A 25,723-nucleotide genomic window follows, 5' to 3' on the forward strand; every position below is an offset into this window, starting at 1 on the left:
GTTAAATTGAGAATGAAATACCCATTACCAGCGATTTTGCCGTACTATAAACGTTGCTGGTAGTACCGCCAAAGTTCTGTTGAACGTTCATACCGCTACGGCGAGATCTAATAAAGAAGTTTTCGCCGCTCACATAAACCTGCGCGTTTTGAATATACAGTTTCTGGGCAAACAGTTTGGGGATAGTGTAAGAAAGCGTTACCGAACGGATGTTGAGGTAACTGGCATCAATCAACCACCGACTAGAAGCGGCGTTAAAATCAACGGTACGACCAGCGTCCATTCTTGGAACATCAGTCACATCGCCTGGATTCTGCCATCTTTTCAAAATGTCAACGTGTTTGGCATTATGATAACCCGAACCCATCAAACTAGCATAGGCATCGTCGTAGATTTTACCACCGATTTGATACACCACCAACGCTGACAGCGAAAAGCCTTTGTATCTGATTGTATTTGTAAAACCACCCGTCAGTTTAGGAATAGAAGTACCAAAGTAGCCAAAGCGTGCATTGTTTACGTTGGTCGTCACGGTGTCACCTTTTTCTGTAATGCTAGAGTTGGCCGCCTGGAAACTTACCGCTCTGTAAAGGGCTTCGCCAGTGGTCGAATTCACACCCATGTACTCTCTCAACCAGAAATCATAAAGTGATTTTCCTTCTTTGAGTTTCTTCGTACCGTCAATGATTTCGGGGCTTTCGGTTGGCATCTTCGTGATTTGGTTTTTCAGGCTAGTGGCGTTCAGATCAATCGTCCATGAAAAATCTTTGCTTCTGAAAGGAACCAAGCTCAATTCTACCTCAATACCTTTGTTGTACATGGTACCGATGTTTCTGGTTACGGTTGTAATACCCGACGATAAAGGCAACGGCACATCAAAAATTAGGTTAGAAGAACGGCGGTCAAAGTACTCAATGGTACCCGAAATACGGTTTTTCAACAAGCCGAACTCTAAAGCTACGTCAAATGCATTGCTAGATTCCCACTCAAGTTGGGTATTGCCTAAGCTTGACTGCAGAATCCCCGCCTCGGTTGCGTTGTTCCAACCAAGTGCATATAGGGGCTGCCATGCGTAGTTGCTAATCCCCCCATCGTTACCTGTTTGGCCATACGACCCTCTCAACTTGAGCATACTCAACGCTGGAATAGCCTTGATAAAATCTTCTTGGTCTAAGCGCCATGCACCACTAACTGAATAAAAAGTACCCCAGCGAACATCCTTATAAAACTTACTAGAACCGTCTCTCCGGGCCGAAACCGACAAGAAATACTTTTGGTTATAGTCGTAATTTACCCTTGAGAAAAAGCCTTCAACTCTACGAATGTTATACTGTGAGTTCAGGTTGGTAGTAGTGGTAAAGTTTACGAGTTCATAATTACCATCCAAAATTTGCTGCGAACGTGAACCTGTCAGGTTGTTGTCGGTTGCGTTGTAGTTTTCGTGTCCTACCAATGCTTCGATGCCGTGGCTTCCAAACGTTTTGGTGTAATTCAACAACTGCGACAGGTTATAGCTCGTAACGTTCTCAAACTCGTGAGTAGCTCTACCCGCAGGGGCACCATCTCCAATTTCAGGGTTTCCAAAAGTTACGTTGTTTCGGTTGGTGATGTCAGCCCCTACATTGGTTGTAAATTTAAAATTTTTCAGGAAAGACAGCTCCGCATACGCCCGGCCACCCAGTACATTGCGACGGAAGTAGTTTTGGTTTAGCAACGTTTCAGAAATGGCGTGACGACCACCGTATTGCGGACGGTTTGGAAGACCCAATGCGCTCAGGTTACCGTAATCCCATCTTCTGTTGCCATTTTCAAGGGTTAAGAAAGACGAAGGATTTGCGGGGTCAAAAGCGTAAATAGGATAAATAGGGGCCATTCCTCTTGAGAAAAAGAAAGGGTTTACAAACGAAGTGTTGCCGTCGGCATCCGCCAAGTTAGACTTGGTAATGGTTGCAGCAAGGTTAGCACCTGTTTTAAACCAAGGCTTCATTTGGTTATTAACGCTCAAACGCGCCGTATAACGCTCATAATCAGAACGAATCAAAAACCCTTTATCGCTCAAATACGACAAAGAAAGGAAGTAGTCTGAAGTAGTACCCGAACCCGAGAAATTAAGGCTTATTTCATCCCGATTTCCTTGGCGCATCAATGGTTTTTCCCAGTTCAAATCATCGGCGCTGTAAATCATCGACGCACTTGGATTGAGTTTTCCGTCTGTACCTACCAATTGTGCAAAGGGTACATTATAAACATTGTACCCAACAACCGCCCCCAAGCCCGAAGAAGCATTGGCACTGGCTGTAGCCATCGGAATAGGGTTAGCAGCCCGATAAGCAAAATTGTTACGGTTTGCTTCCCACATCAGAGGATAGTAATCGGCTGGCCCAACGCGGTCATATTCTGGCAATGCTCTCGTGCTAAAGCCTTTGGTATATTTTACATTGATGGTGTTCTGACCTTTTTGACCTTTTTTGGTTGTAATCATCACCACCCCATTGGCAGCCCGTGCTCCGTAGAGTGCCGTAGAGGCGGCATCTTTGAGGATTGTGATAGTCTCGATATCGTCAGTGCTAATATTGGCAATGTCGGCACTATAAGGAATACCGTCTACAACATAAAGAGGAGCATTGGAAGAAGAAATAGAGCCAAAACCCCGGATACGAATATCAGGTGCTGCACCTGGCTGACCACTACCTGCCGTAGCCTGTACTCCAGCCGACGAACCCGCAAGGGCTTGCCCTACGTTGGTGATGGGCCGAGGTCCCAATTTTTCGGCATCAATTTTAGCAGCCGAACCCGTAAAAGACGTCTTTTTGGCCGTACCGAACGTGGTCACAACCACTTCTTCGAGGTTTGACGCATCGGGCAACAGTTTTACGTTGAGTGTAGTTTGGTTACCGACGATTATCTCCTGTCCAGTAAACCCTACATAGCTGAACAACAAGCGTGCATTGGCAGGAACATTGATTTTAAAGTTCCCTTCAGCATCGGTGTTGGTACCGCGAGTGGTGCCTTTGATAATAACGTTTACGCCCGGCAGAGCGGAACCATCATCGGCAATAACTTTTCCAGTGATTGATTTTTCTTGGGCAATTACAGAAGTGCCCGCTATTCCCCCCCAAAGGAGGAGAAAGAGCAGTAAAGCTTTTCTCATTGTGATTTAGTTAGGTTGATAAAGTGATATTGAATTGGAGTTTCTGGTGTGAAAAACCATGCAATTTTAACTAATAAATTCCAATTGAAGGTACTTTTGTTTACTTTTTTGCCTTTTTAGCGTTCCTAACAAACTTGTGAGTGATTAGTAGTTTAGATAAATGAAAATAAAAATATCTAATATTTATATTATTCAATAACTATTTCATTTTAAGTTAGATAGCTTTGAAGGGGGATTTATCAGAATAATAAATTAAAATTCCCTTCCCTAAGTTTGCATTGCCAATAACGCCAGCCAAGCATCTTTTACTTTACCCTCAAAGAGCATTTTTTTTGCCAATTGGATGAAGTCTTTCTCCAAATTTTCATTTTTAAAACGCTCTATTTCCTCATCCTGCGGTAGTTTTTCAATATTCCCCAAACGCCCCAGTTCATTTCCCGTAAACAATGGATTCGTTTTTATAAAGTCAGGAATTGAATCAACACCAATGCCTCTTTGGGTACTGGGCTTCGGAATCTCAAATAAAGCATCACCCGAAGCACGGGCGTACCAATCGCCGCCCATGCGGGCTACCCAGTCGGTTTTTCGTTGGTCAATACGACCGTTTTCGTCGAGAATATCTTCCGCAAAATGCGCTAAAATCACTTCACAAATAATCAGGTTGGCGGCACCACCTTCTTCGCCCAGCGAAATAATCTGCTTGACTTTACACTCAAAAACGGCTTTCGATTCCCCCACCCGAGGTGGTTTTACCAGTTGGGATGGAACTTCTGTAAAACCCGCTTTCACAAACTCGTTGGTGCCTTTCGGATACTCACAACTCGCTAGCGACATCTGCTCAACCATGGCATAATCTACCATGTTAATCACCACTTCGTCCACTTCTTGTACGTTTTCGAAGGTATGTTTATTGGTGGCGTCGCGCACGCGGCGATTGGGCGAAAAAATAAGCGTAGGGGGCTTGGTGCCAAATAAATTGAAAAAACTAAAGGGACTTAAATTAACGTTTCCGTCTTTATCGACCGTACTGGCAAAAGCAATCGGGCGCGGTGCCACTGCGCCTTGCAAATAATGGTGAATAACGGGGACGGAGACATCTTTCGGATTGATGGTAAGCATGGTGATGAAGGTTATTTTGCTGGCAAGATAGTTGTTTTTACTTCTCCAAACCCTACCCTCATTTCACCTTTTTGTGCAAAACCTCGAATGATAATCGTGTCGTAATCTTCCACAAACTTACGTACCAAACCATTGGGAAGCGTAATCGGATTTTTTCCTCCCCAGGTCAATTCCAACAACGACCCGAAGCTGTCGGGTTCTTTGCCCGAAATCGTGCCCGAAGCAAGCATATCTCCCACGTTGAGGTTACAGCCATTAACGGTATGGTGCGCAATCTGCTGCGCTACAGTCCAGTACATATTTTTGAAATTGGAACGGCAAAGCAAAAACTCGGCTTGCCCTTTATCCTCTGCTGGTTGAATATACACCTCCAGTATTACATCAAAATTTTGGAGATGTTGTCCTTTTAAATATGGCAAAACAGCAGGAATTTGCGCAGGTGTAGGCACCCGAAAAGGAGCTAGAGCTTCCATCGTAACGACCCAAGGGGAAACCGAAGAAAAAAAGTTTTTTGCCAAAAACGGCCCCAGTGGCACATACTCCCATTTCTGAATATCGCGCGCCGACCAGTCGTTGAATAACAAAAAGCCAAAAACGTGTTCTTCTGCTTCATCGACCGAAATACAGTCACCGATTTCATTACCCATACCAATAATGGTAGCCATTTCCAATTCAATATCAAGGCGTTTGGTCGGACCGAAAATCGGCGGTTGGGTCTCGTCGGGGCAAGTTTGTCCCTTAGGACGGTGGAAGTTAGTCCCTGACACAAAAATCGACGACGCCCGACCGTGGTACGCTACTGGCAAATGTTTCCAATTGGGCAATAACGCATTTTGGGGGTCGCGAAACATGGCCCCGACGTTGAAGGCATGTTGCTCACTTGAATAGAAATCAGTGTAATCACCCACTTTGACGGGCATGTGCAACACCGCGTCTTTTTGAGGAACCAAAAAATCGGAGGCAAAACCTTTGAAAGGGCTACATGGGTCTTCAAAAATTTGCTGCAACACCTGCCGCACTCCCACCCGAACGGCTTTGCCTGCCGCCATAAAGTCGTTGAGAAACTCCTTTTGAAAGAAGTTTTTATCAAAATCAATACCACCAAAAGCGCCCAAATCGGCCAGTTTGGTCATGTCAATAATCCACGAGCCAAGCGCCACCCCGACTCTTTTGGGTGTTTTGGGCGTTGAGAAAATACCGAAAGGTAAATTATGAATCGAAAAATCGGAGTTTTTATCAATAGAGAGCCACATAAAATTGATGGTCTTGAAAGGGTGAATAAGGATAAAAATGGCAAAAATCTAGGCTAACCAACTCTGGTAATACTTTCCATCATCAATTTTAAGGGCTTCTTCGGTCACCATCAACGGCCTGAAGGTATCAATCATAACGGCGAGCTCGATGGTTTCTTTTTTGCCAATGCTCCGCTCATACGCACCCGGCGCGGGGCCGTGCGGAATACCACCCGGATGGAGTGTGATATGCCCCTGCTCAATGTTGTTTCGACTCATAAAATCACCATCTACGTAGTAAATCACCTCATCGGAGTCGATATTCGAGTGATTGTAGGGTGCTGGAATTGCCTTAGGATGATAGTCATACAGGCGCGGACAAAACGAGCACACCACAAACGCGCTCGTCTCAAAGGTCTGGTGTACAGGCGGCGGTTGATGAATACGCCCCGTAATAGGCTCAAAATTATGAATCGAAAAGCCATACGGGAAATTGTACCCATCCCACCCAACCACGTCAAACGGGTGCGTAGGGTAAAGCATTTCGTAAATTTTGCCTTGTTTTTTGATTTTTATCACAAAATCTCCCGCTTCATCGTGGGTTTCGAGTTCTTCGGGAAGTTTGTAATCACGCTCACAATAGGGCGAATGTTCGAGCAATTGTCCAAACCAATTTCGGTACCGCTTGGGCGTATAAATCGGATGAAACGACTCCGTAATCAGCAGCCGATTATCTTCAGAATCAAACTCGATTTGATAAATAATACCCCTTGGAATGACCAGATAATCACCGTATTCAAACGGAATATTTCCGAGCTGGGTGCGCAGTTTTCCTGAACCACGATGGACAAACAACAACTCGTCGGCGTCGGCATTTTTGTAGAAATACGAGGTCAACGATTGACGCGGTGCCGCCAGACTAATGTGCACATCACTGTTGACCAAAAGCCGAGTTCTGCTTTCTAAAAAATCTTCTTTCGGCGGTACGTCAAAGCCTTTCAGCAGCCGCGCTTTAATTCCCTTTTCGACGGCGATTTTAGGCGAAACATCCGTTTCTGACAAAATCTCTTTAACCATCGTAGGCCGATGCACATGATACATCAACGACGCCATGCCGTCGAAGCCGACGGTGCCAAACAGTTGTTCGTAGTATAGTCCTCCGTCAGGCTTCTCAAATTGAATGTGCCGTTTGGAAGGAATTTTGCCGAGTTTATGATAAATAGGCATAACCTTTCTTAATAAGATACAATAAAGTATGCGCTAAATTACAAAATAAAAATGTTAAGGCAATAGTTGCTTTAACAAATAAACACAAATCGTTGTATCTAGCCAATTACGAAAACACATTTCTTTAGAACACAACCATGAAAATTGAAGACTTGATTTACGATTTTCTGGGTTGCGTATCATTATTTACTCCAAGATGCTCGCAAAATCTTAGCACTACTATAAAGGCCGCTCATTTTAAATTGAGTATAACCATCAAACAAATGTTTTTATAATCTAACGCCATATCTTAAGAATCCAAAAAGCAACCCAAAACCCATGCAACAACGAATTTATGCTAATGCCGCATTTGGCTATTCGCTCTGCCTCATTGCGCTTTTCTCCCTCACCCTCCAAGCCCAAACCCTCCGCCCACCAGCCTACCCACTCATTACCCACGACCCTTATTTCAGCATTTGGTCGGAGGGCGACCGCCTGACGGATGTGGCTACCACGCACTGGACAAGCAAGCCGCAGTCAATAGAAGGAATTGTGCGCGTGGATGGCAAAGCCTATCAATTTATGGGTGCAACGCCCATCCAGTATAAATCAGTCTTACCTACGGGAGCCGACGCCAACGTTTCGGTCAGATATACCTTTGAGAAGCCCAGCGAAAGCTGGAAAGAAAGCAATTTTGACGAATCTAAATGGCAAACGGGGCGGCTTCCGTTTGGTTCACACACCGACCGCAGCCACCTTTCTTGGACCAAAGGCGGGGTTTGGATTCGGCGCACGTTTGATTGGGACGGCCAAACCGACCCAAGCGCCCTTCGACTTATGCTGGCTTACAACGACGAAGTGGAAGTATTTCTCAACGGGATTCCCCTCTTTGAACACCACAGTGTAGCCGAAGATTATCGGCCGTACCGCATTCCTGCCAAAGCATTGCAAACATTGAAAAAGGGGCAAAATCTGTTAACAATCTATGCGTTGCACACCAGCGGAAATGCCTTTATTGACGCAGGCCTTGCCCAAGAAATTAAAGCCGAGCCGCTTCCGTTGGCCGAGCAAACCAAGGCCGAACTTACCGCCACCAAAACAACGTATAGCTTCAGGGCGGGAGGTATAAATCTGACGGTCAGCTTTTTGTCTCCTCTTTTATTGAACGACCTTGAAGTTACCGCGCGGCCCGTCAGCTACATCACTTATTCGGTTCAATCCAACGACGCCAAACCCCACGATGTACAATTATTTACGGGAATAGCGGGCACCGTTGCTACCAACTTACCCAATCAAGAAGTAGTGACCAGCAACGGTAAAGCAACCAACCTAGACTGGCTGTCTATCGGAACCAAAGAGCAACCGTTGCTCAAGAAAAAAGGTGATGATTTACGCATTGACTGGGGCTATGCCTACTTAGCGGTTCCTCAAAACGCCCAAACCCAACTCGCAAGCGGTGCATTTAGGACGTTGAAAGAAAACTTTGTTAGCAATCAAACCTCATCGACGGCGGTTGCTGCGGGTACGGCTGCCGACATGGCCATAAGCGCGGTTGTTAACGTTGGAAAAGTAGAAAACACGCTTAAAACAAGTCATTTGCTCGTAGCATACGATGACGTATACTCGGTTCAGTATTTTGGCACAAACTTGCGCCCGTGGTGGAATCGGACGGGTAAAGTGACCATCGAACAACTCTTGACACTGGCCGAAAAAGAGTACCCCGCTATTCAAATAAAATGTGCCGCATTCGATAAAACCATTGAAAACGACGCCTTCAAAGTGGGCGGCAAACAATACGTTGAACTTTGTAACCTAGCCTATCGTCAAGCCATCGCCGCCCACAAAATAGTGGCCAAACCCAACGGGGAGCTGCTGTTTTTCTCAAAAGAAAACTTCTCCAACGGCTCTATCGGCACCGTAGATGTGACTTATCCCTCGGCTCCGTTGTTTTTGGCGTACAATATCGAGTTGATGAAAGGAATGTTGCGCCCCATCTTTGATTACAGCGAAAGCGGCCAATGGACCAAACCCTTCCCCGCACACGACGTAGGAACCTATCCACTAGCCAACGGACAAACTTACCCCGAAGACATGCCCGTGGAAGAAGGTGGCAATATGCTCCTGCTCACGGCCGCCGTCGCCGCCGCCGAAGGGAACGCAGATTTTGCCAAACAACATTGGAAAACGCTCTCTACTTGGGTGGAATTTCTAGAAAGGGATGGTTTCGACCCCGCCAATCAGCTTTGTACCGACGATTTTGCGGGACATTTGGCCCGTAATGCCAACCTTTCCATCAAAGCTATTTTGGGGATTGCCGCTTACGGACAGCTTGCTCAGAAAATCGGAGACGCGGCTACTGGCAAGAAATACCTCGACTTGGCCCGCAGCCTAGCCACCCGTTGGCAAACGATGGCCGATGTGGGCGACCACTACGCCTTGACGTTCGACAAGGGCAATACATGGTCACAGAAGTACAATTTAGTTTGGGACAAGCTGTTGAAATTTAACGTTTTCCCGCCATCGGTAGCGGAGAAAGAAATCAAATATTACCTCAAAATACAGCAACCCTACGGCCTACCGCTCGACAGTCGCAAGACCTATACCAAATCCGACTGGATTTTGTGGACGGCCGTACTGGCGCAATCGCCTGCTGATTTTCAATCCCTGATGCAGCCGGTGTGGAAGTTTGCCAACGAAACCCAACCCCGAACACCTCTTACCGATTGGCACGAAACCCCCAACGCCAAGCGTGTAGGTTTTACCGCCCGCTCGGTCGTGGGAGGATATTATATGAAAGTGTTAGAAGAAAAACTGGCTAAGAAGCAGAAGAAGTAAACTAATCTTTGGGGCTGTGTAGACACAGCTTTTTTCTACAGTTTTAAACAAAAAAGTGGTCAGCAAAACTTGCTGACCACTAGAAACAATTAAACCCACTAAAAAAATATCCTACGTTTAGGCACTTACTGGAACGGGCACCGTCTTATTTCTTATCGTGTTTTCAAACTGATTTAACTCCTCCTTCATCTCTTCCAGATAGCGTTCCGCTTCGTTTTTCAGTGAGGGAATGAGTTCTTTGTAGTAAGCAACGCCTTGCAAAAGATTGTTTTGAAATAGTTGCAGATAGCGTACCTTCTTGGTGGTTAGATTGTCCGCACTTTTCTTCAACTCATCATCAAAGTATTTTACGTACATTCTTAATTCATTCACAAACAGGTTGGAACGCTTCACGGAGTTGAGCAAATTCAGGCGACCATAAATGTGGTCAACCATCTGCTGCAACGTAAACACCCCCGAGAAATACGCCAAATTGGGACCCGGACAAATCGTCACTGCGTTGAGGTTGTGCGCCGGTTTGAGCCCTTCACTCAACAGCGCCGACGCGCCCAGTCCTTCGCAAAGGCAATCCTTTTCCGTTACTTCAGCCAACTGCGCCTCATAGGCTTCGGACGGAAGGTTTTGTTCTTTCAACTGATTGATTTTCAGATGTTGGTATTGGCGCGAAGCCGCACAAATCGGAATCTCGGTAAACTCGGTATTGGCCACCAAAAACTTTTTATAGCAAGGACTTCCAGGGCGGTTTTTGGCAATACGTGCCGCCAACTGATGTTGGGCGGTACTTTTCCGAAAATTATTGAACGGAATCCCCAGCGGCGAGGCATGACTCAAATAATAATCATCAGGCTTGGCGGTAGCCAGTGCTTGAAGCGTGTTTTCGTCGACACTCGTGGCTTCGGGCACCAACAAAAATGGACTGCCCCAACCCGTGGCATCGGCCTGATAATAGTCGAGCAAAAAAGCATTTTCGTTGGCCGTACCGATCCCTCCCTGCACCGTGACACGTAACACGGGTTGGGTTTCAAACGTAGGTACGCCTTTGGCCGTTAAGGCTTGGTTGCACATCGTCCACAGCTCCGCGGCCAATGCTTCTCGATTGGCTTTAAATTCCTCCATGATTGGCCCCAACAACAAGCCATCGGTCGCAAACGCGTGGCCGCCGCAGTTCAATCCCGATTCAATTCTGAATTCTGACACCCACAAACCCTTCTTAGCCAATATTTTGCCTTGGGTCAAAGCCGAGCGATAATCGCTTACTTTCAATACAATCTTCTTTTTTAGGTAGCCTTTTTCATCGGGGAAAAAGTCACTGAAAGTGTCAATATATGCGTACAAACGCGGGTTGTATCCCGCCGAGAAAACCACTGAAGATTCCAAATCACTTTGGGCGAACCCCCTTAAACTGGAAAGGGCGTCCGAAAACTCTTTGGGCAACATTTCTCCTTCTTTGGTGTAATTATTTCGGTCTACCTTCGCCATGATGTTGACATCAATCGCCCCCGGTTTGATTTCTCCCCGTAGTTTTTCTTGCAACTGTGCTTTGGCTTCGCCTTCCTCCAACGACATCATGTTTTGATAAAGCGCCTTGACCGAAGAATCGTCGGGGAGGAGTTCGAAGTATTTTACAATTTCGGTCCCCATCACAAACGGCAGATTTCGGAGTTTTTCTACCTGTTGCGTCACAATCCTGTTGACCAGATTGAGATAGGCCTGAATTCGTTTTGCGCGCCAATCCTCCACCTGCTCAGTGATCGGAACAAAAGTCTCATTTACCCATGGGCTGTACAACTCGCGGAGGCGTTCCATCAGTTCGTCTTCAATGATAGAAATAACCGACGAAATCCCAAATCTCGCCACTTTAATGGGCGATTCCATCGTAAATCCCAGCCCCATGACGGGAATATGAAATGTATGTTGTGTTGACATGTGGAAAACAGTGTTTTAATAAATGATTCGACGAAGGGATATAAACTCATTCCCAACCTTTCAAAAATCGACATTTCTCCGCATGAAAATGATGATATAAATCAGTACTCACTTGCGTTATTCACGCAAATGCTTCACTTTAACTTCATTTTTTTGAATTATTTGGCTGATAATTGAGTTTACACTTCTGCCAACAGTCGATAGACTACGCACATTACTTATCAAAACAAAACCCTCAAAAATCAAATGAAAAAAGTTGTTGTACTTCTTTTTGTCCTATTTTCAGTAGGCGCATCGGCCCAGGGAATCAAGACACCCGCTCCCAGTCCAACCCAAACCCTCAAGCAGGACTTTGCGCTTTCTTCCATCGAAATCACTTATTCTCGCCCCGCCGCAAAAGGCCGTAAAATTTTTGGTGATTTGGTGCCTTTTGGTAAAATCTGGAGAACAGGTGCCAACGCCGCCACCAAAGTGACCTTCGGAGAAGACGTAAAAGTGGGTGGAGTGCCCGTAAAAGCAGGTTCGTACGCTATCTATTCCGTACCGACTGCCAACGAATGGGAAATTATCATCAACAAAGGTGCCAACAACAGTGGTTTAACGGGCTATAAAACTGAAGATGATGTAGCTCGCTTTAAAGTAGAGTCGATGCAATTACCGATGATGATTGAGAATTTTACCATCATTTTGGGTAACCTCACCGCCTCTTCGGCCGACATTCAAATCCTGTGGGAAAATACCGCCGTACAGATACCTGTAGTGGCTGATATTGACGCTAAAATCATGGCACAAATCAACACCGCCATGACCGTAGATAGCCGCCCGTATTTCCAAGCCGCCAGCTATTATTTTGACAACGGCAAAGACATCAACAAAGCGCTGGAATGGGCCAACAAAGCCGTTGAAGCACAACCTACGGCGTATTGGGTAATGCACCTGAAAGCCAAAGTACAGGCTAAAGCGGGCGACAAAGCAGGCGCAAAAGCCACCGCCATGAAGTCGATGGAAATGGCTAAACAAGCCAAAAACGACGATTACGTGGTTCTTAACCAAAAGCTGATTGCGGGATTATAATTTAAAATTCGTCAATGAATATAGAAAAGCCCTTCCCAATAATTGGGAAGGGCTTTTCTATATTCCTCTATGGGCTACCCTTTTTTATATTTTGTAAGAGCCATGGCGGCAAAGTCCGCGATGATTAAATAACCAAAACCTTCAAGGCTTCATCAACAAAAACTCTTTCACCAATTCTAGTTGGTCAGTACTGAGAAAATCAGCGCCTGCTGCGCGGAGTTTTTTCCACACGACCGGGTCTTCGGGGCAAGCCCAGAGACGGAGTTTTTTGCCTTCGGCGTGTACCTTTTTTACCAATTGACTCAATTTTTGAAACTGCTCTTCGGGCATTTCGCCCTTGCCACGCCACGAAAGATGGTTTGCGTAATTATCACTCACCACGGGCATCAATTGAGCGCTCAGTTTCTTACCCAAATCAGCAGGTCGCCCATCCAATGACGCCAATCGCTCTTTTGATTTTTTCAATGTTTCAATGGGGCGATTACCCGAAATAAACAACGTTACAGCTCCCGCTTTAGGGCTGTTGCCTTTATAAGAAGTAAGAATAGAACGATAATTTTGGAGCAATTTGTCTAAGGCTTTGTAGGTACTTTCGGCTTCGGTTTTGAAGTCAATCATAAGATAAACGGGGCCTTTATAGCCCGCATAAACTTGATTTCCGTTTTGGGCAATGCGCTCAGCCAATGGCTTTAAGTATAAATTTTCCAAGGTATGCGCAGGATTGTTGAAGGTCGGGCGCTCGTGCGCCACAAACAGCGTGTCGTTGATTAAATAGACGTCGGCTTCTACACTCGTAAATCCTTGGTCTAGCGCATCCCACAACGGCCGCGATTGCTCGTAATCGTTGTGCGCGTGGGCGTTGGGAAGCGGCACTACGCCGGGTTTTACGGGCGGGGTTTGGAGCTTTGCAATGGGCTGAATCCAAGCCGTTTCTACGTCTCCCGCACTAAACGGATTGTATTTTGGTTTATTGGAAATAATTTTGGCCCGCACCATCAAATCATCTTCGGCCAAGGTATAGCTCGCTTCACTAGCTTTGATTTCTTTAAAAATTTCCGTCTTTTCTTTGCCCTTCTTCAATCCAATCCATTGAATGGTATAATTGACACTAGGCTCCGCTTTAATCTTAAAAGAAATACTGGACGGTGTTTGAACAAGTTTCTCCAATTCTACGCCCGACGTGGCATAAAACCGCCCCGCTTCCAGCGACTCAATCAGGGAGCGCGGCGACAAATCGGCGGCATTGACCATGACCCAACCACGGCCAGTGTTGCTGTATTCTAAGCCAAAAAACTGATAGTTGTGGCTGTCGTCGGTGGCCAAACCGTACATAAGCGGGCGCCCCTGCTGCACAAAATGCACATTGATTTTATCCCACATCACCTCGGTGCCATCGCGCTTGTCGTCACCGTAATTATTGACCATCGGGTGGCCATTAAAAACTTCAAAGAAACGCTCGTACCGTAGTTGCATCAGGTCCTGCGCGGTGATAGCATAGTAAAAATTGGGGTGATTGATGTGCGGAAACATGGGCTGTCCCGTTTGGCGGCGCTGCGCTACCACCATGTCAATATTGTTTTGCATTACCTCGGCTACGCTGTTGCCTCGCTGCGGACGAATGAGGTTTTGCACGTTGGTCATGTTGATGTGAATCGGCTTGCTGTCGTAGCTTGTTGAAACCTCTTCGCTTTTGATAATGAGAAACTTACCTGGGTCATCAAAATAACTGCGGTATTCCTGCAAGTTTTTCAGGCGTACTTTCAGTGAATCGTTAGGCCCTTTTTTATACGTGACCCAATCAGGCCCAAACGTGCGTAAGTAACGCTCAAATGTACGCCGACGCTCGGGCACACGCGGAACATTGACCCATTTTTCTCCTTCCTGAAACGTATTATGGTCTGATAACCCGACAAAATTATAACCGTTGGCTTTATACCAATCCATAATCATTTCGGGATAATCATCGCCGTCACTCCAGAGCGAATGCGTGTGCAGATTGCCTTTGTACCAGTTTTGGGCATAAGCAGAGGAAAGTGAAATAAGCAGTAAAAAAAAGGAAAATAATCTCATGTTGGGTGAGCGATTTGAGTTCAGTAGGATAAGGCATCCACCGTGAATTTCTAATACTACCTTCTCTCCCACCGAAGAGACTATCTTATCGTCCTGAATTTATGCCACAACCGAAAATGCTGGTATTGCGCCAATTGGCTGCATCTGAACCACCCTAACGGGCGCAGGTCTGATAGACAAAACAGGAACTTTTGACTGGTTTATAATTTGTTCTGTATAGGGACTCTCAAAAAAACTTCCGCTTGTTTCACTCTCATCAGCCGTTATTATAATCAAGTCGACGTCTAGCTGACGGGATTTGAACAAGACAAGTTCGGCACCTTCTTCCGTATCTGCCAACTCAATACTAGCCCTAATTCGGTCGTATTTAAGTTGAATTTCCAACTTGGAGAGCATCTCGGTAAGAGCGTCAGAAAGCTGCGGTGTGTCTTCATTATATAGACCTAAAACTGTCATCTCAGCCTTATTATGCCTAATCATTTCCTTGGCTAAATCATACTTTTCTAGCGCCGTAGCCACTGGCCGAACGGGAAACAAAATCTTTTTGAATACCGTCCATGCTCGATGATTCGGAACGGTAAGTACTGGACAGGGCGCTGTTTTGACAACATCATAGGCCACTGAACCGACAAAATGCGACACAAACCCTGATGTTACCTGTGTACCCATTACAATCAAATCACTTTCGTGTTCAAGCGCCGCCTCAACGACGGCCGTCGACAGGTCATTGGCGATACGACATTCAACCACGTAAGCAGTCTGGCCATCAATCAATTCGTTAGCTAACTTTTGTAACCTTTTAAGCTCAGCGGCTTTGATAGACTCCTTGGAAAAATCAATTATTAACCCGTTTTCGGAAATAGATATGCATTGATATTGCTCCACCACATACAGCAAATGAAGGGAGGCTTGGTGCTGGCGGCTTATTTCCAATGCCAAGGCAAGCGCATTGCGGGAGGTTTCACTGTAATCGACGGGTACGGTTATTTTCTTAATTAGGGTACTTTCCATGATTAATATGTTTAAGGTGGCCAGGTTTGAACTTTGGTGTCTTTCGAGAAACTTTTAAAACTATTTCTTTCAGAATGACACAACAAAGCTCTAACCTCAACCTTAACGGGGGCTTAATGCAGGATTAGAAGTACATAAGAAAAGCGCTAAACTAGCCCAATTTGTAAGCTACCTTAACTAAAATTAAGAACCTCTCAGGAATCAAGGCATTTTTTCGAGGGTTGTCACTTGGGTGGAGGTATCAGCCTTGACTTCCTCTTTCTCTTTCTTGCGGAAATACCTTCTAAGCAGTATGTTATGTTGCAACGCCTCCATATTTTCGTCCAATTTGGCCGAACTGCTTTCCAGATTTTTTAGCGTATTTCTTACGTTATTGGCCGTTTTGGGGTCGTGCAAAAGTACTCCCAAAGTACTGGTTTTATCATTGGCAATTTTATGGGTTGTCTGCTGCAAATCGGCCACCATACTCTTGGCTGAAGTGGAGGTTTCCTTCAAGTTTCGCGAGGTTTCTCCCAACGTACTGACCGTTTGTTTCAAATCGCCGTACATCTGTTTGTCGGTCAGCAAGTCATTAACAAAATTACCCTGCGTGTTCAAGTTTTTGGAAAACTGCGCCAACGACACCGTCGTGGCCTTGGCGTTGAGCGTGGCGGCTTCCAATCCCGTGAGGGTTGAATTTAATTTTTGGTATAAATCATCTTTGGTCAACAACTTCCCGACTGTACCTTCTCCGCCTTTGATGCCACGAACCAATTCTTTGAAATCAGCCGTAATGGCCAGTAAATTTTTGTTATTCTCCTGCAATGTTTTCAGCATATCCTGTTGAGAATCCTCTTTTAGAACCCTAAATTGATACCCGTCTTCCACGATTTCGGCTTCTGGCGAACCACCCGAAATCACAATGATGGTGTTGCCAATCAAACCGTCGGTACTGACTTTTACGTTGGCGTCTTTTTTGATAAATTTTTGGGAAGATTCTTCAATACCGAAAGTCACTTTTACTTTGGAATTTTCGACGAAAGCAACGTGCTTCACGGTGCCGACCTTGACACCCGAAAACCACACATTACTGCCTTTGGTAAGGCCATTTACGTCGTCTAAGATAGCATAGGCGTCGATTTTACTCACGAAGGTTTTGCGCAAAGTGCCCACCATAAGAATCCCCGCGACCAGAATCATAATCCCAAGTACCACAAAAATGCCCACTTTTACTTTATAGCTTTCCGACCTTGACGTTGATTTCATATTAATTCTGAAGTTTTGGTTCGATAAAATTGTAATCATAAAAACTACGAATGCGGGGGTCGGGATTGCCGAAAACTTCCTCAAACGTGCCTTGATACGCAAACTTGCCATCAAACAAAATCGCCACCCGGTCACCCGTTTCTTTGGCGCAGGTTAAATCGTGCGTGATGATGATGGAACTAGTACGGTATTTTTCTTTTACCTGATTCATTAAATCATTGATTTCTTGGCACGTAATGGGGTCGAGGCCCGCGGTTGGCTCATCGTAGAGCATTATCTTCGGGTTCATGATGAGGGTACGGGCTATTCCAATCCGTTTGCGCTGCCCACCCGAAAGTTGCGACGGCATTTGGTCCAACGTTTTTTTCAACCCTACGGCTTCGATGACCTCATCAACGGCTTTGTCTATTTCTTTGCGGGTCATGTTTTTTAGATTTCTGACCAGTGGAAACTCCAAGTTTTCCCGCACCGTCATGCTGTCGTACAACGCACTACTCTGAAACGAAAAACCAATCTTCAACCGCAACTCATTGAGTTCTTTAGCTGTCAAATCAGCAACCGATTGCCCAAATACTTTTACTTCTCCACGGTCGGGAGTGAGTAGCCCCGCAATGATTTTAATCAATACCGACTTTCCCGTTCCTGACCGCCCCAATACCACTACATTTTCATTTTCATGCACATCCAGATCTACCCCCGACAATACGTGCAGACTCCCGAACGATTTATATAAATTCTTTATCTCAATCGTTTTCTCCATGATTGCGTGCGGATTTAGCGAAACCAATTAGCTACTTGAACAATAAATAATTCTTCAATAAAAATCAGAAACATGGATAAGACCACCGACGAATTGGCGGCTTGTCCTACCCCTTGGGTGCCATTGGTGGCATTGAAACCTTTGTAGCAACCAATCATGCCGATGGTAAACCCAAAAGAGGTAGCTTTAACCACCGCCGTAATTATATCCAAGAAAACGATACTGTCGAATCCATGCTCCAGAAAGGCCAGTACGTTGGTTTCTTCGTTGACCGTCACGTTGAGAAAAGCACCCGCCAACGCCACCAACGCGCAGTAAAAAGATAAAATGGGAATAGTAATGGTGGCTGCTGCCACGCGCGTAACCACCAAAAAACGAATCGGATTGACCGCTGACACTTCCATGGCGTCTATTTGCTCGGTCACTTTCATCGAACCCAGCTCCGCGCCAATGCCCGATCCTATTTTTCCCGAGCAAATCAGCGACGTAACCAGCGGTGCCAACGCCCGCACGATGGCGATGGTCACCAACGACGGCAACCACGAAGTAGCGCCAAATTCCATCAGCGAAGGACGTGATTGTTTGGTAAAAACGTATCCCGTAACAAATCCCGTCAACGAAATCAACGGCAGGGACTTGAGACCGATAGAATAACATTGCCGAACAAATTCGGTAAACTCAAAGCCCCCAGAAAATGCCTCTCTAAAAACCAACTTTACAAACTCGAAGGCGTCATAAAAACCCATTAACCAATCATCCACTTTTTCGGAGAAGACATGTTTCGCAGATTCGCTGTTCATCATTATTAAGTGCGCACGCACTGGTTAATCGTTGTCGCAGTTGGAGCTGTACGAGCCCTCCCGTTAATCATTTTTTTTCAACCCATTGACATTCAGGCAATCCACCAAAAATTACCCTTTTGGCCAAAACCACTTAAACGGGGACGAAAGACGTACAAGTATATGTATGGCAAATTATCAAAAAAAGTATTCCACAGTAAATTGTAGAAAAAAATTCCCAGAAGCCTTATACATGGCAAAAAAAAGAGTCTATTACCCCAAAATGAGCAACAAGAACGCAATAATCAATCTTGTAAGCACCCATTTGGGGAAACCATTGCCAGTATTCTTCTCAAAAATTGAGGTTCATTTTTACATAAGGAATGTTTCCTTTGAAGAAAGTATCGCCTTCCTGTGTCATACCGAAACGCTCATAAAAAGGCTTAGCGTCGAGCCGAGCATCGCACCAAATACGCGTCGCCTGAAGTTCGATGGCGCGTTCAAATACAATTTCGAGAAGGGCGCTTCCCAGCCCTTGGCGCTGGAAATCAGGGTGAGTGGCAAATTTTCGGAAGCGGGCTACGCGGAGGTCATCCACAAAAAGAGAAATCACCGATACAAGCTGATAATCGACAAAATAGCCAAAATGAAGCCCTTTTTCATCTTCGGGTACTTTGACAAAATCAAGGGGTTGGTCGGGCCACAAAACTTGGTGGCGAAGGCAATACGTATCAGCAGCTGTGATGGAGCGAATCATTGTTAATGTGCCATTCTTCCTAGCCGTCCCCCCCGTCCGACGGTTTAAAACCGTCGGACGGGGGGGGTAGAGGGGATAAAATGCCTTAATTGGGCGTACTAAAAATACCAAGCGGGTCGCATTTTTTGGCGAGGAGTTCTTTCATAAAATCATAATCCAGCAGCTCAATATCCAGTACTCGGGTTTTGTGTAAGTTGTCCCAAGAAGCGTCATAATTACCTTTATGGAATTCCAACACCGACTTTTTGAGGTAAGCCGTAGCAAAGGTGGAATCCAGACGAATGGCGCGATTGAGTATTTGTTCGGCCTCCATCAACTCCCATTTATCGCTACTTTCTTTAAAATGTATCAAATCAACGGTAGCCAAATCAACCAGCAACCCTACGTTGGTTGAGTCAAGGTCAACGCCTTTGCGAAGCATACGCTCGGCGTCGGTGATGTGACCCTGTTGGAAACATACCACGCCCAAGCCCCAGTAAGTGTCGGCATTTTGTGGATTGAGCAAATAGGCCAGATTAAAACGATAACAGGCCGTATCGAGGTCGCCTTCGTCCAAATATTCCCAACCACGCGCCGAAAAAAACTCACTGGCTTCCTTGCGTGTAGGAAAGTTTTGGTCACAATCGTTCAGAAAATTAATTTCAAATTCAATTTGCTCGCCACTTTTGGCAACTTCGCCAAACAGGGGTAACAGGTGAAGATTTTTCACCACTGTAGCCTCGGAAGCGGCCCCGGTTGCTTTGTTACTGGTATCAGCCGGGCGGCTGCTCGTAACAAACTGCATTGTTTGTGCCTTAGTTTCCAGCACAATTAACAATCCGAGTACCAAATAACTGAATGCCTGTATTTTTTTCATCGCTACCAACTCATCAGAACGTCTTACTAAAACGATGCTTTCAAAGGGTTATTATGCCAAATTTACTTTTTTCGTCTCTTAAAAGAATTTTTCGCTGATGTGGATGCCCTCTTTTGCGGGTTCGCATTTTTAGGTTTCGAATTTACAACTTTTTTATTTTTCTTTTCATGAAATGCCCCCTTAAAAGTTGGGTCATCTTTGCGTCGCTGCTCGTCTAACTCGCGCAACAGGGCCTGTTGCTCTTCGAAAGGCGTTTCTGGCACTTCCAACGCTTCAGGCAAAGGCTGGCGGGGGATGGTCATTCGGATGATTTTTTCAATTTTAGCAATGTGATAATCATCCGCAATGGTCACAAACGTAATGGCATTCCCTTCCTGATTGGCCCGACCCGTACGCCCAATGCGGTGTACATAATCTTCGTAAATCAGGGGTACATCAAAGTTGACAACGTGACTCACCTGCGTTACATCAATGCCCCGGGCGGCCACATCGGTGGCAATCAAAATCCGCACTTTTCCTTCTTTAAAAGCCTCCATCGCGTTGATTCGCGTGTTTTGGCCTTTGTTGGCGTGAATGACCCGTACTTCATCTTCGGTCACCACCTTTCGCTTTAGAAATTTATAGATGTTTTCGGCATTTTCGCGAGAGCGAACAAAAACCATACCGCGTTCAAAAACTGTGGCATTCTGCACCAACAATTCGAGCAGGTTAATTTTTGTTCTAAAATTGGGAACTTCATAAATGATTTGGTCAACGCGTGCGGCAGTAGTGGCCTGCGGCGTCACTTCCACGCGAATAGGGCCCTCCAAAAAGTTTTCTGAAAGTCGTTCTACTTTTTCAGGAAACGTCGCTGAAAACAGCAAATTTTGACGTTTTCGGGGAATTACTTCCAAAATTCGGTTGATTTGAGGCATGAAGCCCATGTCCATCATCTTGTCGGCTTCGTCCATCACAAGCGTGGTCAACTGCTTCACCACAATCTCCCCGCGCAGGTACAAATCCAAGAAACGCCCCGGCGTAGCCACCACAATATCCACACCTTTTTGCAGAGCTTCAATTTGGGTTTTGGGGCCCAAACCGCCATAAATGGCGATGTGCCGCAGGTCGGTATATTTTGCCAATTCGCCAAGGGCCTTACCTATCTGCATCACCAATTCACGCGTTGGTGCCAGAATCAGCGCCCGGGGGTGCATCCCCTGCGCGTACTTGATGCGCATCAATAGCGGCAATACATACGCGGCAGTCTTTCCCGTTCCAGTCTGCGCAATTCCGAGCACATCGTGGCCCTCCAAAACGAGCGGAATGGCCTGTTCCTGAATGGGCGACGGCACCTCATACCCCGCATCGGCAATGGCATTGAGCAGTTGGCGATTGAGGTTAAAATCTTCAAAATTCATCTGAATTCAATAAATCAATGGTTGATTGCGAAGCCTACGCCAAGGGCGGTTTTTGCTTCGCTACTTACGCAAAGTACATCAATTGTACGTAAAGCCCAAGTCTAAGGGTAGCAAATTATCCCGCCGGAAGGTTCATTAAGGCGGGGATTTTCATGAGTTAGTCGGCAAATAGTCTATTTTTGCAGGCTGACAAATTACCAAAAAATGAAAAAACTGTTACTTTTTATACTTCTCCCATTATTCGTTCATTCACAAGGAGTTATCAACAGAAAGCTTAAAAAAGCGCTTAATCAACTTGATTCCAATCAAATCAAAGCCCATGTAGCGTATTTGGCCGATGATAAATTAAAAGGGCGTATGCCAGGGCAAGAAGGCTACCAACTTGCGGTGGATTATGTAATCAACCAATTCAAAACCATCGGGCTACCGCCCGCGGGAGAAGAGAATGGATATACCCAAAAAGTGATTCTGCGGAAGTCCATTCTACAAAAGGAAGGTTTAGCATTGCGTATGAACCTGAAAACTGGCGAGACAAAAACCTTAGATTACGGCACTGAATTTTTGATTTTTCCGCATCCCGAAAAAACTTCGGTCGAGATTTCAGCCCCGATGGTGTTTGTCGGTGCGGGGTTTGATAGACCAGAAATGGGTTTTAAGGACTATGAAAACATTGACGTAAAGGGAAAAATAGTGGTGGTCATGAAAAAAGTGCCCGATAGCCTCGCCGCTAATGTAAAGCTACACCTCAACTACGCCGCCACCACCCAAGAATATGCGATAAAAAACGGAGCAATCGGCATTCTGACTTGCAACTACGCCACAAGCGCGGTACAATTCAAAGCCCAAAGCAGCACCCTGATTTCTGCTGGGCAAACCGCCTCTATGGATAATCAAGGAAAAGTGGTGGGCTCTATTTCGCACCGTGGATTGCCATTGCAAATTGCGGGAGCTATTTCGGTAAAAATGTTGAGCGACCTATTAAAGGCCGAAGGGCTAGATTTTGAAAAAATTGGACAACGGATGGAACGCGGCGAAAACGTGAGCACGCCTCTTACCTCCACCCTTCAATCAAGCTATACCACTCAACACCAAGACTTCACTAGCTACAATATCATTGGAAAGATAGAAGGCAGCGACGCCGAACTTAAAAATGAATACGTGGTTCACACCGCCCACTTAGACCACCTTGGCATCGGAAAAGCGGTCAACGGGGATTCCATTTATAACGGTGCGCACGACAATGCCTCGGGCGTGGCGTGTAGCCTGGAAATGGCGCGGATATACGCCAATTTGAAGGAAAAGCCCAAGCGGTCGGTGCTTTTTGTGATTGTCACGGCCGAAGAAATGGGGCTGCTCGGCTCGGCTTATTTTGCCGCCCATCCCACGGTACCCAAAGGGACGATGGTCGCGAATGTAAATACCGATATGCCAACCATCATTGCCCCGTTGGAATCTATTTCGGCCTTAGGTGCGGAGCACAGCAGCTTATCGACGGTGGTAGCTCAGGCTGCAAAAGCCCTCAAATTGGGCGTTGAGCCCGATTTAGAGCCCAAAGAGGGGCGTTTTGTGCGCAGTGACCAATACAGTTTCGTACGGGCGGGGATTCCAGCGTTGCACGTCAAATACGGTAGTAAAACTTCATTGCCAAACTTTAATTTGCTAGAATCGGTCAAAAAATGGCGAGAAGCCACGTACCATAAAACCGCCGACAACTTCAATGGAGGCATGTTTTACTGGTCGGCAGGCCGTAAATACGCCCAACTTAATTTTTTGATTGGGTATCTGATTGCCCAAAATCCCGCGCGCCCAGCTTGGAAAAAGGGGGACTTTTTTGAGGTGAAGTAGGGCTGTTAAAATTTGTACACAAGATAGTGTGGCTGCTTCTTTACAATATTGGCTTTAAAATCAAGATGATATGAAAAAGAATGAAATTGAAAACCACGTTAAATATGGATTAGAGGCTATTGATGACACTCTCACCATAGAGGTTAATCTGAAAAAACTGCTATTAATGTACAAGACGTTTGAAGAGTTGATAAGTTTCTTTCATCAACCGAGGCATTATACTAAAATAGAAGATATTGAAGAATTTATGGGGAATAAGAAGACAGGGATGTTTTCGATTTTATGTCAAATTTACTACAAAGACTTTGACGAGATTTTGACCCAAAATATAAAAGACATTTTAGAAAGTGATGAATTTCATAATCCTATAAAACAGTATTACAAGACTAAGTCGGGTCTTCATTCTTCTGATTCAGACCCGATTTGACTCATCAACTGATTATTTATTTACGCCAATTCCTTCAACACCTTCACAAACGTATCCAATTCCTCGGTAGTGGTAAACACGTGCGGGGTTACGCGTACACCGTGGACATTGGCGTAGTCAATGGCGACGGTCCAAATTTTGTATTTTTCCATGAGGGTTTTGGCGAGGTCGGCGGGTTTGAGCTTGGTCACGCCCACGTTGGCAATGGCTCCGTGGCGTTTGGGGTCGGCGGGGGTATTGACCACAATGCCCGGATGGTTTCTCACCTGTGCCGTCCAGTAGCTTTGCAGATAGCGTAACCGTGCTTCTTTACGTTGAATACCGATTTTTTGGTGGAACTTGATGGCATCCGCCAATGCTAAGTCTGTATGGACAGGGTGCGTACCAGTGTGATTGAGCTTACGAATATCGTCATCGGCATAGCCTGTTTCGCCAATGAGCGGCCAAATCTGCTTGATTTTGTCTTTTTTGACGTACAACAAACCCGCGCCCAGCGGACACCCCAGCCATTTGTGCAGACTGCTGCCGTAATAATCGCAGTGCAGGTCGGGAATTTTGAAATCAAAATGACCTACGGCGTGGGCACCGTCTACCAATACCTCAACGCCTTTGGCGTGAGCCATGTCGGCGATTTTTTGCACTGGTAAAATCTGTCCTGTAATGTTAATGATATGGCACACCATCAACAGGCGAGTTTTGGACGTAATGGCCTGCGCGTATAGTTCCACAATCTCTTCATCCGATTTGGGGTGATTGGGCACCGAAATGATTTTGTTGACAATGCCATAGCGGCGCGCCTGTTGTTTGAACATATCCAACATGGCACCGTAATCCTGTAACGCCATCACGACTTCATCGCCCGCTTTCCAGTCGATTCCCGAAATAATGGTATCCAATGACTCAGTGGTATTTCGGGTAATAATCACTTCTTCGTGCGACGCACCGACCAATTCCGCCAATTGTTTCCGCACCGCCAATTTATCATCAAATTGCCGCGTCCGCATGTAATAAGACGAAATGGGATTAATGTCTCGAATATGCTGAATATACGATTCCAAAACCTCATTGGAGGCCAACACATAATAGCCATTTTCGAGGTGAATAAAGTCTTTTGTTACGGTAAAACCTTTTCGTAATTCTGACCAAAATTCCTCGTTTTGAGCCACTTGCTCAGGTGTTTGGGAAGCAATGGCAGGCAACAGCGCATCAATGGTGATGGAAGGCAAGGCCGCCAGCCCGGTCAGCGATTGAAGAAATTGGCGTTTGTTAAGAAGCATGAGGAAGCAGAAATTCGTTGATGAAAGAGTCAATGGTAAAAATAGAAAAATAAGACGAAAATACACCTATTACACCACAAACCGACCCTAACAAAAACGGGCGACATTCACGGGTAAATTACCCATGCCTGTCGCCCAGTGATGTGGAGTGTTAGTCTGTGTTTGTTTACTTAGGCATTACTACCGTATCAATCACGTGAATCACGCCGTTACTGCCTTTCAAATCAGTGGCCGTTACGGTTGCTTTTCCGCCTTTTTCGTCGGTCAAAATCACTTTTCCACCCACAATCGAAGCAGTCAATTTACCGCCTGCTACGGTTGTCAATACGACTTTTCCCATACCTTCTTTGATAGCTGCCATTACTTTGGTAGCATCGAGGTTTCCAGCTACTACGTGGTAGGTAAGAATTCCCGCCAAAGTTGCTTTGTTTTCAGGCTTCAGCAGGGTTTCTACCGTGCCAGCAGGCAACTTAGCAAATGCCGCGTTGGTTGGTGCAAATACGGTAAAAGGCCCCGCGCCCTTCAATGTGGCTACCAAATCAGCAGCTTTTACGGCGGCTACCAGCGTGGTATGGTCAGCTGAGCCAATGGCAATGTCAACGATGTCTTTTTTGTTCTGCGCCATAGCACTTACGGCAATCAGACTTACTACAAAAGCGAAAATGGTGTTTTTAACTGATTTCATTGTTGGTTTTTAGTTTTGTCAATAGTATAAAATGATACTACGACTGATGAACAGGTTGTTCGCACAATTGT

19 protein-coding genes are annotated in these 25,723 nt (G+C 45.7%); 4 read left to right on the forward strand and 15 right to left on the reverse strand.

Annotation, left to right across the window (positions count from 1 at the left end; genetic code table 11):
• Position 1 precedes the first annotated feature (1 nt).
• The 4 genes from NCI00_RS03490 to NCI00_RS03505 form a co-directional block, all read right to left on the reverse strand.
• Positions 2 to 3,151 (reverse strand): SusC/RagA family TonB-linked outer membrane protein, encoded by a 3,150-nt coding sequence (locus NCI00_RS03490; RefSeq protein ID WP_253525050.1) that lies wholly within the window; start codon positions 3,149 to 3,151, stop codon positions 2 to 4.
• 267 nt (positions 3,152 to 3,418) lie between these two features.
• Positions 3,419 to 4,270: a flavin reductase family protein gene (locus NCI00_RS03495; protein ID WP_253525052.1), complete on the reverse strand. Its 852-nt coding sequence runs from the start codon at positions 4,268 to 4,270 to the stop codon at positions 3,419 to 3,421.
• An 11-nt stretch (positions 4,271 to 4,281) separates the two neighbouring features.
• The gene (fahA, locus tag NCI00_RS03500; RefSeq protein WP_253525054.1) at positions 4,282 to 5,523 is read right to left on the reverse strand and encodes a fumarylacetoacetase; all 1,242 of its coding nucleotides are present in this window, start codon (positions 5,521 to 5,523) and stop codon (positions 4,282 to 4,284) included.
• Positions 5,524 to 5,571: 48 nt separating this feature from the next.
• Positions 5,572 to 6,729, reverse strand: coding sequence for a homogentisate 1,2-dioxygenase (locus NCI00_RS03505; RefSeq protein WP_253525056.1), 1,158 nt, complete (start codon positions 6,727 to 6,729; stop codon positions 5,572 to 5,574).
• Between the two features lie 318 nt (positions 6,730 to 7,047).
• Here NCI00_RS03505 and NCI00_RS03510 point away from each other — a divergent pair, with 318 nt between their 5' ends.
• Complete coding sequence (locus tag NCI00_RS03510; protein WP_253525058.1) at positions 7,048 to 9,543, forward strand: glutaminase family protein; 2,496 nt, start codon at positions 7,048 to 7,050, stop codon at positions 9,541 to 9,543.
• Between the two features lie 117 nt (positions 9,544 to 9,660).
• Here the strand turns inward: NCI00_RS03510 and NCI00_RS03515 are convergent, their stop codons facing one another.
• Positions 9,661 to 11,469: a hypothetical protein gene (locus NCI00_RS03515; RefSeq protein WP_253525061.1), complete on the reverse strand. Its 1,809-nt coding sequence runs from the start codon at positions 11,467 to 11,469 to the stop codon at positions 9,661 to 9,663.
• Positions 11,470 to 11,715: 246 nt separating this feature from the next.
• On the opposite strand from NCI00_RS03515, the gene NCI00_RS03520 reads away from it, so the two are divergent.
• Positions 11,716 to 12,543: a DUF2911 domain-containing protein gene (locus NCI00_RS03520; protein WP_166557185.1), complete on the forward strand. Its 828-nt coding sequence runs from the start codon at positions 11,716 to 11,718 to the stop codon at positions 12,541 to 12,543.
• Between the two features lie 141 nt (positions 12,544 to 12,684).
• On the opposite strand, the gene NCI00_RS03525 is transcribed toward NCI00_RS03520, so the two are convergent.
• The 8 genes from NCI00_RS03525 to NCI00_RS03560 all read right to left on the reverse strand — a co-directional run bounded on the left by NCI00_RS03525 (position 12,685) and on the right by NCI00_RS03560 (position 21,418).
• On the reverse strand, positions 12,685 to 14,613 hold the full coding sequence (locus NCI00_RS03525) for a histidinol-phosphatase (RefSeq protein ID WP_253525063.1): 1,929 nt from the start codon (positions 14,611 to 14,613) through the stop codon (positions 12,685 to 12,687).
• A 99-nt stretch (positions 14,614 to 14,712) separates the two neighbouring features.
• Positions 14,713 to 15,624 carry a universal stress protein gene (locus NCI00_RS03530; protein ID WP_253525065.1) on the reverse strand — a complete coding sequence of 304 codons (912 nt, stop codon included), beginning with the start codon at positions 15,622 to 15,624 and terminating at the stop codon, positions 14,713 to 14,715.
• Between the two features lie 201 nt (positions 15,625 to 15,825).
• Entirely contained in the window at positions 15,826 to 16,869 is a 1,044-nt protein-coding gene (locus tag NCI00_RS03535; protein ID WP_253525067.1) for an MlaD family protein, read from the reverse strand.
• Position 16,870: 1 nt separating this feature from the next.
• Entirely contained in the window at positions 16,871 to 17,629 is a 759-nt protein-coding gene (locus tag NCI00_RS03540) for an ABC transporter ATP-binding protein (RefSeq protein WP_253525070.1), read from the reverse strand.
• A gap of 14 nt (positions 17,630 to 17,643) precedes the next feature.
• Positions 17,644 to 18,429: an MlaE family ABC transporter permease gene (locus NCI00_RS03545; protein WP_114067032.1), complete on the reverse strand. Its 786-nt coding sequence runs from the start codon at positions 18,427 to 18,429 to the stop codon at positions 17,644 to 17,646.
• Positions 18,430 to 18,760: 331 nt separating this feature from the next.
• A complete protein-coding gene (locus tag NCI00_RS03550) occupies positions 18,761 to 19,165 on the reverse strand; it encodes a GNAT family N-acetyltransferase (protein WP_253525071.1) in 405 nt (134 codons plus the stop codon).
• An 85-nt stretch (positions 19,166 to 19,250) separates the two neighbouring features.
• Positions 19,251 to 20,021 (reverse strand): tetratricopeptide repeat protein, encoded by a 771-nt coding sequence (locus tag NCI00_RS03555; protein WP_253525073.1) that lies wholly within the window; start codon positions 20,019 to 20,021, stop codon positions 19,251 to 19,253.
• A 62-nt stretch (positions 20,022 to 20,083) separates the two neighbouring features.
• Positions 20,084 to 21,418 carry a DEAD/DEAH box helicase gene (locus NCI00_RS03560; RefSeq protein WP_253525075.1) on the reverse strand — a complete coding sequence of 445 codons (1,335 nt, stop codon included), beginning with the start codon at positions 21,416 to 21,418 and terminating at the stop codon, positions 20,084 to 20,086.
• A 204-nt stretch (positions 21,419 to 21,622) separates the two neighbouring features.
• Here NCI00_RS03560 and NCI00_RS03565 point away from each other — a divergent pair, with 204 nt between their 5' ends.
• Both NCI00_RS03565 and NCI00_RS03570 read left to right on the forward strand, forming a co-directional pair.
• On the forward strand, positions 21,623 to 23,263 hold the full coding sequence (locus NCI00_RS03565) for a M20/M25/M40 family metallo-hydrolase (protein WP_253525077.1): 1,641 nt from the start codon (positions 21,623 to 21,625) through the stop codon (positions 23,261 to 23,263).
• A gap of 70 nt (positions 23,264 to 23,333) precedes the next feature.
• Complete coding sequence (locus NCI00_RS03570; RefSeq protein ID WP_253525079.1) at positions 23,334 to 23,690, forward strand: hypothetical protein; 357 nt, start codon at positions 23,334 to 23,336, stop codon at positions 23,688 to 23,690.
• A gap of 20 nt (positions 23,691 to 23,710) precedes the next feature.
• On the opposite strand, the gene NCI00_RS03575 is transcribed toward NCI00_RS03570, so the two are convergent.
• Together NCI00_RS03575 and NCI00_RS03580 are read right to left on the reverse strand one after the other, a co-directional pair.
• A complete protein-coding gene (locus tag NCI00_RS03575; RefSeq protein WP_253525081.1) occupies positions 23,711 to 24,967 on the reverse strand; it encodes an aminotransferase class V-fold PLP-dependent enzyme in 1,257 nt (418 codons plus the stop codon).
• Positions 24,968 to 25,133: 166 nt separating this feature from the next.
• Positions 25,134 to 25,652, reverse strand: coding sequence for a fasciclin domain-containing protein (locus tag NCI00_RS03580; RefSeq protein WP_253525083.1), 519 nt, complete (start codon positions 25,650 to 25,652; stop codon positions 25,134 to 25,136).
• Positions 25,653 to 25,723: the final 71 nt, after the last annotated feature.

The sequence above is a fragment of the Runella salmonicolor genome (assembly GCF_024158025.1).
Taxonomy (GTDB): Bacteria; Bacteroidota; Bacteroidia; order Cytophagales; family Spirosomataceae; genus Runella; species Runella salmonicolor.